This window comes from Micromonospora sp. SYSU B005, assembly GCF_055362685.1.
On record NZ_JAXCFU010000009.1, the window covers coordinates 1 to 14,514 of the forward strand.

At 68.1% G+C, this 14,514-nt stretch carries 15 protein-coding genes, 1 tRNA gene and 1 pseudogene; 6 read left to right on the top strand and 11 right to left on the bottom strand.

Going from position 1 to position 14,514, the window contains the following annotated elements:
* Positions 1-552: 552 nt before the first annotated feature.
* From SM452_RS20395 to SM452_RS20420, 6 genes and pseudogenes are all read right to left on the bottom strand, one after another.
* A complete protein-coding gene (locus tag SM452_RS20395) occupies positions 553-1,860 on the bottom strand; it encodes a reverse transcriptase family protein (protein WP_463840502.1) in 1,308 nt (435 codons plus the stop codon).
* A gap of 272 nt (positions 1,861-2,132) precedes the next feature.
* Positions 2,133-3,314, bottom strand: a complete 1,182-nt coding sequence (locus SM452_RS20400; protein WP_463840503.1) for a toll/interleukin-1 receptor domain-containing protein — start codon at positions 3,312-3,314, stop codon at positions 2,133-2,135.
* A 191-nt stretch (positions 3,315-3,505) separates the two neighbouring features.
* Positions 3,506-3,708: pseudogene (locus SM452_RS20405) on the bottom strand (ArsR/SmtB family transcription factor); the annotation flags it as partial.
* Positions 3,709-3,767: 59 nt separating this feature from the next.
* A complete protein-coding gene (locus SM452_RS20410; protein ID WP_463840504.1) occupies positions 3,768-4,301 on the bottom strand; it encodes a hypothetical protein in 534 nt (177 codons plus the stop codon).
* Between the two features lie 28 nt (positions 4,302-4,329).
* On the bottom strand, positions 4,330-5,442 hold the full coding sequence (locus SM452_RS20415) for an ISAs1 family transposase (protein WP_355514926.1): 1,113 nt from the start codon (positions 5,440-5,442) through the stop codon (positions 4,330-4,332).
* Between the two features lie 227 nt (positions 5,443-5,669).
* Positions 5,670-6,113: a cytidine deaminase gene (locus SM452_RS20420; protein ID WP_128139190.1), complete on the bottom strand. Its 444-nt coding sequence runs from the start codon at positions 6,111-6,113 to the stop codon at positions 5,670-5,672.
* Between the two features lie 128 nt (positions 6,114-6,241).
* Here SM452_RS20420 and SM452_RS20425 point away from each other — a divergent pair, with 128 nt between their 5' ends.
* The 5 genes from SM452_RS20425 to SM452_RS20445 all read left to right on the top strand — a co-directional run bounded on the left by SM452_RS20425 (position 6,242) and on the right by SM452_RS20445 (position 8,991).
* The gene (locus SM452_RS20425; RefSeq protein ID WP_047890527.1) at positions 6,242-6,691 is read left to right on the top strand and encodes a SitI3 family protein; all 450 of its coding nucleotides are present in this window, start codon (positions 6,242-6,244) and stop codon (positions 6,689-6,691) included.
* Between the two features lie 162 nt (positions 6,692-6,853).
* Positions 6,854-7,186, top strand: coding sequence for a hypothetical protein (locus SM452_RS20430; protein WP_152748165.1), 333 nt, complete (start codon positions 6,854-6,856; stop codon positions 7,184-7,186).
* Between the two features lie 105 nt (positions 7,187-7,291).
* Positions 7,292-7,555, top strand: a complete 264-nt coding sequence (locus SM452_RS20435; protein ID WP_152748166.1) for a hypothetical protein — start codon at positions 7,292-7,294, stop codon at positions 7,553-7,555.
* Between the two features lie 375 nt (positions 7,556-7,930).
* Positions 7,931-8,665, top strand: a complete 735-nt coding sequence (locus SM452_RS20440) for a serine/threonine-protein kinase (protein ID WP_463840505.1) — start codon at positions 7,931-7,933, stop codon at positions 8,663-8,665.
* 250 nt (positions 8,666-8,915) lie between these two features.
* Positions 8,916-8,991 (top strand) — tRNA-Arg (locus SM452_RS20445).
* An 8-nt stretch (positions 8,992-8,999) separates the two neighbouring features.
* Here SM452_RS20445 and SM452_RS20450 read toward each other — a convergent pair.
* The 5 genes from SM452_RS20450 to SM452_RS20470 all read right to left on the bottom strand — a co-directional run bounded on the left by SM452_RS20450 (position 9,000) and on the right by SM452_RS20470 (position 13,467).
* Positions 9,000-9,662, bottom strand: a complete 663-nt coding sequence (locus SM452_RS20450; RefSeq protein WP_463840506.1) for a DUF6882 domain-containing protein — start codon at positions 9,660-9,662, stop codon at positions 9,000-9,002.
* 74 nt (positions 9,663-9,736) lie between these two features.
* Complete coding sequence (locus tag SM452_RS20455) at positions 9,737-9,910, bottom strand: hypothetical protein (RefSeq protein WP_013283846.1); 174 nt, start codon at positions 9,908-9,910, stop codon at positions 9,737-9,739.
* A gap of 288 nt (positions 9,911-10,198) precedes the next feature.
* Positions 10,199-11,281, bottom strand: a complete 1,083-nt coding sequence (locus SM452_RS20460) for a family 43 glycosylhydrolase (RefSeq protein ID WP_463840507.1) — start codon at positions 11,279-11,281, stop codon at positions 10,199-10,201.
* Positions 11,282-11,468: 187 nt separating this feature from the next.
* Positions 11,469-12,302 (bottom strand): inositol monophosphatase family protein, encoded by an 834-nt coding sequence (locus tag SM452_RS20465; protein ID WP_402809402.1) that lies wholly within the window; start codon positions 12,300-12,302, stop codon positions 11,469-11,471.
* 4 nt (positions 12,303-12,306) lie between these two features.
* On the bottom strand, positions 12,307-13,467 hold the full coding sequence (locus SM452_RS20470; RefSeq protein WP_262012683.1) for a hypothetical protein: 1,161 nt from the start codon (positions 13,465-13,467) through the stop codon (positions 12,307-12,309).
* Positions 13,468-13,600: 133 nt separating this feature from the next.
* Between SM452_RS20470 and SM452_RS20475 the strand changes: the two genes are divergently transcribed.
* Positions 13,601-14,398 carry a 6-phosphogluconolactonase gene (locus tag SM452_RS20475; protein ID WP_262012682.1) on the top strand — a complete coding sequence of 266 codons (798 nt, stop codon included), beginning with the start codon at positions 13,601-13,603 and terminating at the stop codon, positions 14,396-14,398.
* The last annotated feature ends 116 nt before the right edge of the window (positions 14,399-14,514 follow it).

Consider the following 14,514-nt stretch of genomic DNA (forward strand, 5'->3'; position numbering starts at 1 on the left):
CGACTGCTGTCCTACCGGGAGCTTCGTCCTATCCGGACAATCGACACGCCGCCCCCGCCTACCTGGTCAACCGCCCTTGATCACGATGAAAAGAGCTCAGTCATCGCTCGAAGCCCGCGGACGGGTTGCCGCCGAGGCGAGCATCCTGCCGTCCGATGACCCTTGGTAGGGAGCGGGGCGGCGTACGTGATCTTGCATTCGCGTGCTCGGGGGTGCTCCTGGGCTGGGAGAACAGGGGGTCCGGGTTACGGGGGTGAACGTGGGTCACTCCCTGCCACCCCGGGTGAACCCCCAGGTCGCTAGACTAGGCCCTCGCGCCCTCGTAGCTCAGGGGATAGAGCATCGATTTCCTAAGACGATGCTCTATCTGTACCCGGAGGCTGACTGCCTGCCGGTTCCTATTCTTCTTGCATATTAATGGGTCGCACGCGGTCCTTGCTGTGCTCGCTTGCTGAAGATCAGCAGAATAGGCGTAAGTCCTGCTCAGGCCCTGCCTCGATCGGTTCGACGCGTCCTTGCCGAGATCTCGCGAAGTTGCCGCGCCGCGTCAGTTTACGGTGCCGCGAGAGCGTGGGCCAGCAGCGCGGCGAGTTTGGCTGCGCGTGCCGGATGGTGATGACCGACCCAGGCAACTCGCCCGATGAGGTATTGAGCGAAGCCGGGGTGGCCGGTCCGGTTCTGCGCGGCGAGGCCGGTGCGGGCGGCGTTGTGGAGGATGGCGCGGAGCCGGTCGTAGTCGTCGCGTGGTGTGGCGGGGTGGTGGTTGACGACGAGTCCGACGAGGAGTTGCCGGTCGGCTTGGCTACGGACGCGGGTCTTGGCTGGGTGGAGTTGGAAGCCCTCGTCGCGGGCGATGTGGGTGACGGAGGCGATCAGGTCGTTAGTGCGGCGTGGGGTGAGGTCGCCGGAGAAGGCGAGGTCGTCGGCGTAGCGGGTGTAGGTGATCTCGTAGGCGTCGGCGAGGCCGGTGAGGCGTCGGTCGAGTCGGTAGGCACACAGGTTCGCCAGCGCGGGTGAGGTGGGCGCGCCTTGGGGCAGGTGACCGGTGCGCAGCGCGGCGAGCCGCGCCGCCCGCTGCGGTAGGTCGGTGGGTGCGCGGCGCAGGACTGGGTGCGGGGTGCGGGTGGTGCAGAGTCCGGTGAGGGTGTGGGCGACGGGTTCGGGGTAGCCGGCGGTGCGGTGTGGGCGGCGGCGAAGGTGTGTGCGGAGCGGCCGGGTACGAATCCGTGGGCGGCGGGGTGGACCGGGATGGGGCCGAGGACCTCGGTGAGGAGCCGGCGTTGCAGGGCGCGCAGCCGGGACTTCGGTGCCTCGATGAGCCGGCCACCCTCGGTCCAGCGGTAGTGGTAGTGGTGCAGCCGGTGGGCGGTGGCGCGTCGGTTCATGGCGCGTCGGTCGGCGTACCAGTCGAGGTGTTCGATGCTCAGGTCGAGCATCGCGGCCAGGTCGCCGACCGTGTCGATGACCGGAGTGTGCCAGGGACGGCGGACGGTGCGGGTCGGTGTCACGGGCCGCGTGTGGATGATGATCGGCCGCTGGTGCTGGCGGGCGACTGCGACGCGGAGCGGATCGAGGGTGCTCAGGAACTCCGCCAGCTCGCGTGGCCGGTCGGCGGGTGGGCGCGGGTAGGCGATCAGCGCCGCGTCGGCAACCGGCCACAGCCAGCGCCGCCTTATCCCGAGGACGAGCCCACCCTGGTCGACGAGATCGGCGCGGCGCCAGCCGTCGCCGGCGAGGAACGCGTCGGCGAGCGCGGTGGCCAGGGCGTGAATGGTGGTCACGAGCGGGCCGGTGGTGGCAGCGTGTCCCGACGATGCCCGGTCGTGCGGGTGCACAGGCTCGCGGAGCGTGCCGACGCACCTGTGGCGTGGTGCCGAGGCGAGGATCGCGTCCCCGGGGTTGCCCCGGAGAGACCGTGACCGGACCCCACGCGGGGGACCGGCCTGGTCAGCTCGGGACACGCTGCCATGGGAGCAGCGTAAAGAACGGAGACCGCCATCGGTGTCCGCGCTGCGCCTGGCGTGGCGCAGAGAACCGTTTCGCCGAGCATCAACGGAGCACCGGTCCGACCGGTGGTCGGCGACGGCATCCTGCTGGGACTCGTCCTGGCGGGGGCGTGGATCAGTAGGTTGTCAGCGCAGGCCTGTGGCGATCCGGTGGTCGGCGATGAGACGTGCGACGAGTTCGGCGGCCACGTCGGTGGGGCGGGCGACGATGCTGCCGTAGTCGATGGCTTCGTCCGGAGAGACGTGGATGTGGTCTGCCTGCGCGAACCCGAAGGTGGCGGTGTTGCTCGGTACGTTGACCTTGCCGTAGGAGATCATGGTGGCGGGGTCGAGCCCGATGGCCGGTACGACGAGGTCGCTGTGAGGCAGTTCCAGCGCCGTCAGCGTGTTAAGCATGGCAGCGAGCTGCTTGATCAGGTCGTCACGGTCGAGCACCGCGCCCATTTGGCCTCGGGGCAGAGGGGCCCACGCCGACCGCTGGCCCGACCGGCAAATCACAAGCCCCTTCTCGTTGTCCCGGCCGCTGCTCGTCGCCCGGGCGGCGGTGGAGTCGGCGTGCGCGTGCAGGGCTTCCAGCCGGGTGAACATGCCGTGCTGTCGGCCATGGTCGGGCAGCAGGTCGGCAAGGGCGGCCAGCTCGCTAACCTGCAGTCGCGCCTCGTCGGCGGCGAAGGCCAGGTGCACCTCGACGGCTGCGCCGCCTAGCCTGCGGTCCTGCATGCGTTGGTCAAGGTCGCTGCGCCAGGAGACGCTGACCGGCGGTGCCGGGCTCTGCCAGCGCAGCCGCGATGGGCTGGCCGGCGCGGCAGTGCGGGCTGTCGGATATGGCACAGCCTGGGCGGGCGCCTCGGTGGACGCCGCCGACGTACCCGGGAACGGCGGAGGTGTGGCGGGCTTGTTCCGTTCGCGGCGGACGCCTTCGAGGATCTGCTTCCGCGCAGCGGTCTCGTCGAGTCCGTGAATGCGGATCTGCACCACCTGGCTGAGCAGCCCCTCCGGCTGGCACTCCTGCACCATGATCGGCACGAGGGCGTTCTTCGCGCCCTCCGGGTCGCTGGCGAAGACGGCTGCCCACTCCGAGGCTGGGAAGGGTGCCTTCAGGTAGGCCGGGGAGAGCACAGCGATCATCCGCGGACACTGCTTGAGGGCCTTGTCCATCTCGACGGCGAAGTTGCTGCCTGGCCGGAAGTCCCACTCCTGAATCGTCACGGCGAAGCCGTCCGCCTCGAGGATGTAGGCGATCCAGGTAGCCCACGCTTTGTCAGCGGCCGTATACGAGATGAAGAAGTCCTTCGCTACACCGTCCACCTAGCCAGGATAGGTACAGGCGGCGACATTGCCCCGTCCTGGACCGCCGCGATGGGTCATGCCTGAACGTAGAGCCCGCTGCTCAGGGTCGAGCCACGCGCGGTGGGACGCTCAACCGCCGCGTTCCGCCTCTCGCACGGCCGGGTCTTGAGGCGTCGGCGGCGGTCGCCGATGGCGTCGGTCAGCGGGGTCTTCTTCGTTGCTCGTTTGCGGGGCGGGGTCAGCAGGTCGGCGATCGTGGCGATGGCGGACGGCACGAGCCGGTAATAGGCCCAGACACCGCGCTTGTCCCGCTCGAGCAGGCCGGCTGTCGGCCTCGGTGAGGATCAAGGTGGTGAGTGACGGTCGGCTGGGAGTGTCCGAGGGGCGCGGTGAGGTCACTGACGGATGCCTTTACTCAAGGCTCTGTAACCGATGCTGGCAAGAGCCACGTCGACTCTCACGTGGGCCCGTTCATCGGCGGTGCAGCGAAGGACCGCCCCAGAGACTCCAGTGGGCGTACTCGTCAGCGGTGATGCCACGGAACCTGACAGGGAGATCGCGTTGGAACCAGTCGTAGGGCAGCCGCAGGTCCTCGGCATCCCAATCGCGATGGTGGGCGGAACAGATCTCGACGATGAGCCAGTCAACGAGTTGGACGATCAACGCAAGACAGGAACGGGCGCATCCTGCCTGGATGGTCGCTCCTACCATCCGCTGTTCCGGCGGAACGCTGCTGTCGCCTTCGGCATCCGAGTGCCACAACCGGTATCGACCGTACAAAATACTCGCGTAGGGATCACCGATCACTGGGTCGGTCCACCGGTGCGGGTCGCCCACGCGGTTGAGCAGCTGGTGTAGGCTGCCGTGCGCGAGGGCATTGCGTAGCGTCACCCACTGGTTGAGGTGCTGGCTGAAGGTCAGGCCTGACCGTTCCCCCGGGTCGTTCCCGGTCAACGGCTCCATAGCCTTCATCCGCACGCCGTTCCAGTCGGTCGCCGCATTCACCCGGAGTCTCAGGGCCCCGGCAAAGTCGTTAGGTGATGCCGAGGAGGGCCAGTGTCCGGCTGCTGTCGCGGGCGTGGTGCCGGTTGGCGGCGGCGATGTTGGTGACTCCGGCGAGGCGTAGGGCGCCGATGGCGGCGTTGCGTAGGGCGGCCATGACCTGTGGTCCGGTGCCGGTTCGGATCTGGCTGCGGTCTTCGTCGTAGGTGACGTCGCGGACCCAGTGGAGCTTGTTCTCGATGGACCAGTGGCCGCGGATCCACGCGGCCAGTTGATCCGGTTTCGCCTGGTGGACTTGCAGATCGGTGATGGCGTAGACGGTCTCGGTGGTGAAGCGTTTCGGCTCATCGAGGCGTCGTCTTCGGCGGCGGACCTGGATGGCCTGGGCGGCGTGCGGGAAGTCGATGCCGGTGGAGATCGTCAGGATCTTGCACGTGCGAATCTCGCGGCGACCGTGCCCGCGATCGTCGTGGCGGGTGGCGTCGGGAACGGCCCGCCAGGGCAGGCTGGCGAGTTGGGTGTGCAGGTGGGGTTGGTTGGCTTTGACGGTCAGGATCCAGTGCGCGCCGCGTTCGGCGAGGTAGGCAACGTGGTCGCGCTGGCAGTGCAGCGCGTCGGCGGTGATCACCGTGTCGCGCAGGTCGCCGATCTGGTCAAGCAACGGCTGGAAGCGGGTGATCTCGTTGGTCTTGCCGTCGACGTCGGTGCTGGCCAGGACCACACCTGTGCCCTGATCACAGGCGGCCATCACGTGATCGGCGGCGGCGACGGCGGTGCGGGATCCCCGTAGCGTCTTGCCGTCGACCGCGATCGCCCGCCGGACGCCCGAGGCGCTGGTCGTGGCCCGGCCGACGAGCCAGCCGCTGATCGCCGTGGTCAGCACATCCGGGTCCAGGGCCTGCAGCAACCGGCGGATCATCGCCTCCGACGGGCGCCGGTCAGCGGCGATACCCAGCGCCTCGGCCGTTTCGTCCGGGGCGTCCGCCACCCACTCCGCGATCGCGGAGTACGAGCGGTAGCCGGCCACCACGGCACACACCACCGCGGTCACCACCACGCACAACCGATGCCGCACGCCGCGCCGAGCCCGTGGATCAGCCACCCCGGCCAGTGCTGTGGTCAGCCCGCCAGCGGTTTCGGACACGGTCAGAGCCGGTGCAACGGATAAAGACGAGATCAGCGATGATGGCAGAGCGGGCATGACTCACTTCGGATCGATCACCGTGGCGTAGGAACCTTGATGATCTTCTGAGCCGGTCATGCCCGTCTTGCTGCCACCAACGCCGGCGCTTCTACTCCAGAAGCCTCAAGTCGGACAGCGTCACGACTTTACCGGGGCCCTGGCCCGGGAGTGCCCCGGGGACGACTTGGTCAGGGCTCGATGTGCAGGCTGGCTGGGGGCCACTCGCCTCCGGCGAACACCTTTGCCCAGTAGTAGGGGTGCACGTCGGCGAGGGTACGCGCGCTCCAACCGGCCGGGCTGTCCGAGTCGGGGACGGCCACCTCGACGTCTGGGCCCCACAGCGCGAGCCGTTCCTGGCATATACCGCAGGGTGCCATCACGTACGGCTCGCCGCCGGATTCGCGGTACAAGAAGATCGACGCGGTGATCCGACGGTTGAGGGTGTATGCCTGGCAGATCGCTCCCGTCTCGCCGCAGAGCGTCACCCCTCCGTTGACGTTGTCGAGACCGACGCTGGTGAGGATCATGCCGTCGTCCAAATACACGGCCCCGGCACCGCCGGGCGTCCCGACCGGCCAGCGGCGTTCGAGCTGATCAAGCGCGGCCTCGTACAACAGTGGGTCCAGGCGCATAAGGAGGACGGTGCCAGCCGCGGTGCCGGCTCGCAACACGTTTCCCAGCGCGACTATCCCGCGACAGCACCCGGCCGCTGGCCCTACCCGGCATCACCTGACGACTTTGCCGGGGCCCTGGGATGCAGATGGCTGTCGAGTACCGGCTGACGCTGGCGGGCAACCTCCCACTCGAACAGGTAGCGGAGCTGGCTGCTCCCGGAGCGGTCGAGACGTCCACGGCGTCCGGCGGCAGGATGCTCAGCGCCGACCTGAACGACGAGCACGGGTACGTCGTGGACATCACCGGCGGCCGGCACGGCTACTACAGTGCCGAGGACGACGGTGGCGCTCTGTGGGAATGGGAGCCGGAGGCCTACGTCGACGTCAGCTTCTACATGCGCAAGGACACCATGGTCGACAAGGGCAAGCCCCACATGCTGGCGGCCGTGGCCAAGATCCTCACCGGCAGGGCCGAGGACGCCGCCCTGACCCTCAACGGCGATGTCCTGATGCTGACGCGCGTCGCGGGCACCCTCCAGAAGCACAACACTGACGGCTGGTACGACGAAGACTGCGACAGGATTCTTCACCCCTGACAGGTATGCCTGTCAGGGGCATGGCGACTGCCCGGAGGGTGACCGGCGGCTCTCAAGGCCTCGTGATAGCCGAAGATGGGGACGCTTCGAAGGGCCTGGATGGCCAGAAGTGTGGCGGATCAGCTGAACCGTCACGGGTTGAACCTGTTCTACCGTGACCAGATGCCTGAGACGTTCGAGGTCGACCGAGTCGACCGAATCGCGGACATCCTTTTCGGCGTCGCGACAGCGAAGGGACTGATCGGCTATGGCCCCCTCGCGAAGCGGGTGGACACAAGGCCGGACTTCCTGAGCCAGCCGCTCGACAAGGTCTCCCGTCGAGCGTTCGACAAGGGTGAGCCGCTGTGGAGCGCGTTGGTCGTCTCCCGTAGCACCAACCGACCGAGTTCGGGCTTCTACGGCCTGGCTCGAAAGATGCGGCCCGAGTATGCCTCGCTGGGTGACGACGAGTTGTGGGAGCAGGAACGCGAGCGCTGTTACGAAGCGGCTTCCTAAACTCGTAAGCCTGCAGAGCTGCCCAGGTGGGCTCTCGATCGCTGGACTAATATTCCGACACGCTCCGCCGGCAAGCGTTGATCTGATTACCCAAGGATGTGCACCTTGCGCCTGACGAAGCAGGTGATTCAACAACTGTTGGATCAAAATGAAGGATTCGAGGCGTCGACTCACTATAGCGACAGAAACAACACCAACGATAGGCACTACCAGATTGTGAGTGGAGAGTTACGTATCCGCGAAACAGGCAAGACTTCATGGGCGGACAGTCGTTATGACAACGAGTTCATAGCTGACGAGGACCAAACGAGAAGGTTCCTGAGGAACAACCTTGGCGCCTTGAATACTGACGGCTTCAACATAGACTGAGACAACCGGCGCCACTTGATGTTGCAATTCGTCGCGCTCTCATCGGCTATGGGTGGTCGCCTGGTCGGTCGCGGTCAGCAACGTGGCGAGACGCTGGTGCACCCAGGAGCCGGGACCTGCCTACGCCGGTGCGGCCGGGCCTGCCCGGCTGATTTCCGGCGGCGAAGCGCAGCGCCGAGGCCAGCCGGGCAAGGCGGGCATCGAGGTTAGGCCAGTGTTCGCCGGCGCGACCGGTGTGGTCGGGCAGAGCCGTAGCGTGACGACGGCCGACGTGCTCGACGGTGGCGCGCAGCGCCCGCTGGCGGCCAGGTCGACATCCTGCCGGCTGCCGGTAGCAGCCGCGCTCGGTGAAGGGGGCCGCCTTACTCTCCCTGCGTGGAACTATCCCTGGACTCCGCGTTCGCGATCTTCGACGCCCAGGACTCCGGGTGCGTCTCCTACGGCGTCGAGGCGTCCGGACGCCGCTGGTTCGTCAAGACAGCCACCACCGCGCCCAGCCGCCGTTCCTTGCTGTGCGCCGCCCGGTTCCACGCCACGGTCCAGCACCCGGCGATCGTGCGTCCCGAGCACGTCCTCGACGGGCCGACGCTGGTCTACCCGTGGCATGACGGCACCGTGCTGAACCACGCCACCATCCACGGCTCGGACCGCAGCGCACTGCACCGGTTCCAGCAACTACCCCTGCCCGACGTCGAAACGGCCATCGACACCATCCTCGACGCACACCTGGCCGTCACCGCCGCCGGCTACGTCGCAGTCGACCTCTACGACGGCTGCTTCCTCTACGACTTCCACGTCCGTCGACTCCGCCTGATCGACCTCGACGAGTACCGTCCCGGGCCGTTCACCCTCGACACCGACCGCCTCCCCGGATCCCGCCGGTACATGGCTCCCGAAGAACTCGTCCGCGGTTCCGTCATCGACCAGCGCACCACCGTCTACACCCTCGGCCGCACCATCCACCACCTCCTCGACTCCCCATCCGGCTGGCGCGGCTCCCACCACCAGATGCAGGTAGCCGTGAACGCCACCGCCACGACACCTGCCGACCGATACCCCGACGTGGCAGCACTCACTGCCGCCTGGCGTACCACCCTGCCGAGCCCATAGCCCGGAGCCCGGGGCAGGCATCATCATCATCATCGATGATGTGCGCGGTGTGTGCTCTCCAGCGGATGCCAACCCGGGTGAACCGGTGCCAACGCGGGTCACCGCGGCCGACCGCCGGTCGCAAACCGGCGTTCGTGTGCTCCGGCTGTGGTCCTGGGCTGGGCGAACGGGGTTCCGGCGAACGTGGGTGAACGTGGGCCACTCCCTGCCACCCCAGGTGAACGCCCCGGTCGCTAGACTAGGCCCTCGCGCCCTCGTAGCTCAGGGGATAGAGCATCGGTTTCCTAAACCGTGTGTCGCAGGTTCGAATCCTGCCGGGGGCACCACATTCCGCCTACGGGCTGACCGTTCCGGACAGGTTGCTGACCCGGCCCATCGCGTCGAAGTCGACACGCAGGACCGACCCGTCCCGATCCTGCGCCGTCACCGACATCGGCGCCCGATCCAGCCGCCACCCCTGCTGGTGCAGGAACGACTCGACGGCGACGCGGTGCTCCACCGGGAAGGACTGTAGGACCTGGGTCAGGACGGTCAGCACCCGCTCCGGCCGGACCGGCGCGGTGATCTGCGGCGGGGCGTCGTCGAGGTGGAAGAAGACGGCGCCGCCGTCGTACGGCCCGCGGTAGTAGCAGCGGCCGGTGAGGCCGGACGCCAGCAGGGCGAGGCGGTGACCGTCGGCGCGCTGGAGCGGGAACGTGGGCTCGGTGAGTTCGGCGACCCCTTGGCGGTGTCCGTACTCGCGAAGCCAGCCGGCCAGATGCAGCACCGACGGCGGGAGGTTGCTGGCCTCGTTGGCCCAGGCCCACAGCCAGGTGCCGTCGTCGTGGCTCTCGGTGCCGAGGACCTGGACGCGGTACCGCAGGTCGGTCCCGAACGTAGCGATGCCGCCGGGCACGTCGAGTTGCCAGTCACGTTCGCCGAGCAGGTCGGCCAGCGCCATCTGGCGGGCCAGGCCGGTGCCGACATGTTCGGCGAAGAGTCGATCAAACGTCGGCATCGCCGCAGTGTGCCAGACCTTTCAGCGCGGGGCGGCCCCGCGTCCGGCCGGAGCCGGAGCGCGGGGCCGGCGGGTCAGCGGACCAGCGCTGCCACCAGCGTCCCGATGCAGGCGACGACGGCGGCGATGATCGGACTGAGCGTCTTGATGTACGCCAGGATGAGCCGGTGCCGGTCGGTCGGCTCGGCAACGGTTTCGTCCTCGTCCTCTGGTGTCTCGAAGTCTGACCCGTGAGGGATTACAGTCAACGTGACTCCTTCCGTTGCAGCGGTGGAGTCGAATGCGGCGTCCGGTGGCAGCCGGGCGCCGCCCTCTGTGTGAGGCGACGCAGTGCCGTTCGACGGTTCGAGCATCCTCCCGGCGGACAGCTAGCACAAGAGTGGTCAATTCACTGTCGGGTACCTGACAAGCAGATGCATCGCATCGAGAAAATTTCGGTGCCATCTCTTGCCAAATGCAATTTTCCGTGAAGCAGTTCAACCCAGCGTGACCACACCAAAGCGCATGGTGAGCAGTCGTGTCACCAGGCGCGCCGACTACGACACGACGAAGCCGGTCGAAGGGCGGGTCAGGACGCCGGTCATCGGGAAGCGGGTGGAGCCGTTCCACCAGTGCCACACCACGCGCTCGCTGCCGTCGGCGGCGGCGAAGACGTCCATCCCGCCAGGGCCCTGGTGGTTGCCGGGCAGGCCGCTGATCGGGTTGAGTCCGGCGCTGCCGGTGTAGCCGAAGAAGGGCCGCGACACGCCCTCGCGGATGGGAGTGCATCGGGAGCCGGGCAGGGGACTGGCGCCGCAGCGAGCGATGCCGGTTGCGTAGCGGGCGCTGTCCCAGTTGTTGCCTGAGTACATGAGGTACCAGTCGCCGTCGGCGGCCTTCCACATCGACGGGTTCTCCACCACGTGCGTACCGCCGCTGGTCTTGGCGGTGTCCCAGGTGATGTCGGTGCTCTTGAGCATGTCCCGGCGGGTGTCCCAGATCGCGCGGCCCTCGCCGTCGGTGCGGACGGTGGAGATGCCGGTCTCGGCGCCGGAGGCGATGGCGTCGTCCCGGTAGGTGACGTACAGGTTCCCGCCGGCCACGAAGGGGTTGGCGTCGAGTGCCCACCGGCCGGCGTCCGGGCAGGCCCACTCGCCCTGGTTCTGGAAGGGGCCGCGGGCGCTGTCGGAGATCGCTCGTCCGATGCACTTCTGGCCGGTGCCCTTGCGGGAGGCGGTGTAGAACATGAAGAACCGGCTGCCGAAGCGGGCGACGCCCGGTGCCCAGACCGCGCCGCCGGGCTCGGCCCAGGCGCCCGGGCCGGACGGCAGGGCGTCGTGCGACGCGCAGTCGGCCATGCCGACGCTGTTGCCGGAGCCGTGGACGAGGACCGGTACGTACAGCCTGCCGGTCGCGCCGCAGCGCGCGCCGGTCCCGGCGCCGACCGTGGTGCCGTAGGTGACGTACGAGCCGTCCTTCGCCAGGAGGGTGTCGGGGTCGGCCAGCGGGAAGGTGGACGAGCTCGCCAGGGCGGACAGGTCGCCCTCGGCGGCCGCCGTGGCGGGCGTCGCTGCCGTGCCGGCGACCAGGACGGTCGCCGCGAGGGCGGCGAGCGCCCCGCGCATTGGAAAGAAACTCACCGGACAGCCTCCCCTGATGAAGGTGGTTGCCGGTCGGAGGCTATAGATGGGTGGCGATCCCGTCAATGAGCCGGAGGTGGCAGGTGCCCGACGCGAGTATGTCGGTCAGGTTGGGAGGGACGTATCCGCCGACGACTGGGCCGTGAAGGGGTCTGTCGATCCCCTCCGCGCTCCAGGCGAGCAGTCGTCAGCCCGCGAGGTGGACTTGTACGTCGCGGTGCAGGCTCGGGTTCGCGACGGCGAGGATCTGGTGTCGTCTGACCTCGCCCCGGCTGAGACCCCTGACGATCTCACCAAAGTCGATCGGTCGGCCGGCGGGATCCGTGACCGTGCCTCCGGCGCGCGCCACCAACTCGTACGCCAAGGTCTCGTAGGACGGCTGACCGAACTGGTGGTCGACGAACCCGTCGACCTCACCCACCGCGATCCGGGCGGCGACGATGGCGCCGTCCACCGTCCCAAGCAGTTTGGGGCCGCCGAGCAGCTTCAGCGGCGGGTCCTGCCGGCGGTTGCGCTTCAGCAGCGACACGACCAGGAACGCGTCCTCGACGCGCTCGGTGGCCGAGCAGGTCGCGGGCGTGGTGCTGCCGTGCATCGACGTGACGTGCACACCGGTGTCCGAGGTGGCCCAGACGACACGTGGGATCTGGATGTCCGCGATGGCACCGCTGAGGAACTCTCCCTCGAGGGTGTACTCGTACACGGCCACCGCCGACTCCCGTACGCCGTGGAAGGTCAGCGTGGTGTTGCAGTAGGGGTCGCACACGATCATTCGCGGCTCGTCGCCGAGGCGCACGAGGCCGGCCTCCTCCGAGAACACCTGTCCTTGGAACCCGTGCCGCCCCAGCGCGTCGAACAGCACCCGCTCGGCGACGTCGTCCACCTTGTGGGCGGTGTGGCCGCCACCCTTGTCTTCGGTGACCTCACCGAGAGTGGTCGTCGCCGCCGCGTCCGAGAGGGCGGGTCGAACCGTTTCGGCGATCTCGGCGGCCAGGTCGAATGTCAGCGGTTCGTGCGCCACGTCCTCAGCCTCTCGCCTGCCCTCGGGCTTCGATGTCCGCGAAGCATGTCTCGCACACCGTACGCCTGCTTGCCCGATGCAGCCTGCTTCGGCGACGCCAGATGAGCCGTGCCGTGCAGACGTCGCAGTAGTGCGGCGGCAGGATCTGCTCCCTTACAGCGAGGAGGATCGCCGTTCCCAGCAGGCCGAGCAGCACACCGAACGCGTAGCAGAGAACCTGGCTCACCCGGCGGAGTTCGGTGAGATCGGTGATCGTGACGATCGCGAACAGGGCGGCGGGCACGTACAGGATGATGGAGATGGTGAAGATCCAGGCTCCAGGGCTGCGGCTGTGGATGTCGGCCGATCGGTAGAAGCCGGTCGACGGTCGTACCGCCTGGAGCACGGGCGGCGCGAGGGCGAGCGCGAGCGTCACCGCGGCCATGTCCGTGTAGCCGCCGTATACGAGTGCGATGGTGAGGGCGGAGGCCAACAGGCCGACGCATCCGGCGAAGGGCAGCATCGCGAGATTGCGGAAACGTGATTCGCTGTGCAGGCCGAAGAGGTAGGAGAGCTCGCCTCGGCCGTACGGGTAGAAGCCGATCTTGCGAACGGTGCCCGGCCCGACTCCTTGCGCCAGTGAGTGGTACTCGGACGTGTCCACCCGGCAGCGCAACGATAGTTCCGGCGAGTGTTCGAGGTTAATGATCATGCGGGAGGCGGACGGCGCCTCGACGGAGAAACCGAGTCGCCAAGTTTGGAGCACGCCGTCGCCACCCATCAGGAAGAACAGGCTGGCGCTCGTGAAACTGACGCGCAGGCTACCGGACAGTCCGCGTAGCTCCCGGGTGGGTGCCTCGACGATCAGGCAGGAGTCGGTAGTGACCTGACGCGCGCCGATAGTGCGGCTGCCGCCGGAGATGGTCAGAGCGGCGACCCGGGGTGGTGCTGTGCCGGTGGCCCGCAGGGAGTCCAGCGGGAGCGGCACCGCGAACTTGACCAGCGGTGTCCAGGCGCTGCGGCCCCGCGCCGGCACCGGTACGTCGATGTCGACATGGACCGTGCCGACGTAGGTTGCCGGTGCGTCGACCACGCGAAGGTGGACCACGGCGGCGCGTCGTTCGGTGTATTCGTGCAGAAGATCGTGTACCCGAATTCCATCGAATCGCTGCAGATTGGCGGTCACGTCGGATGAGGCAGCAGATGACATCGTCGGCTTCCCTCTGGCGCGGATTTCGCCCGGGCGGGTATCGACGACGGTAGCGGGGGACACAACATCTCCATCTCGTCGAACCATTCCAAAGCGGTAGGAGAGGAAAATGGTGCGGGTCCGGTCCGTCGTATTCGCCTCGGCTGCGGATCTCGCGACCCAGGTGGCGCTGGAAATTGCCCGTGGGTTGCGGAGCGCTGCGTCCGAGGATCGTCCCTATCTCCTGGGCTGTCCCTCGGGTCGAAGTGCGACCCAGGCGTTCCGGGCTCTCGCCGGGATCGTGGCGGAACAGGGCGTTCCGGTTGCCGGGCTCGTCGTGGTCTCGCTGGACGCGTATGTCGATTCCGGGGCCGGCGGGTTCACGCCGGTGCCGGCGGATCGCCACCACAGTTGTGAGCGGTACGTCGCAGCGGAGATCGTCGGCCCGCTCAACCGAGGGCTGCCGCCGGGGGGCCGGCTTCCCGCCGATCAGGTGTGGGTGCCCGGGCCGGAGCGGCCCGGTGACTTCGACGTGCGGATTCGAGCGCACGGGGGCATCGACCTGTTGCTGTTGGCGTCCGGATCGGGTGACGGGCACGTGGGCTTCAACGGCCCGGGGGCGCCCCGGGAGAGCGTCACGCGGGTGGTGCAATTGGCGGAGTCGACCAGGCGGGACAACCTTCGTACGTATCCCGATTTCCGCTCGGTCGACGAGGTGCCTACGCACGGCGTCACCATGGGAATCGCCACGATGGCCGATTTGGCTCACCGTGCGTTGCTGCTCCTGCCCGGGAAGGAGAAGGTGGCCGCCTTCCGGCGGGTGAGCCGGTGCCGGGACTATGACCCCGAGTGGCCCGCGTCAGTGGTGGCGGCCTGCGGCGACGGGGTGGTGTACTCCGACATTTCCGCAGCTCGTTCCCACGAGTGAGCGGCGGAGGAGATAGCCTGCGACCGGAAGGTGGCGCGGAGTGACGATCGGGGCGCGCGGACGCCGGGAGTGTCACCGTCGGTACCCTGGCAGGTCCTGGCCTGTCCGCGACGACA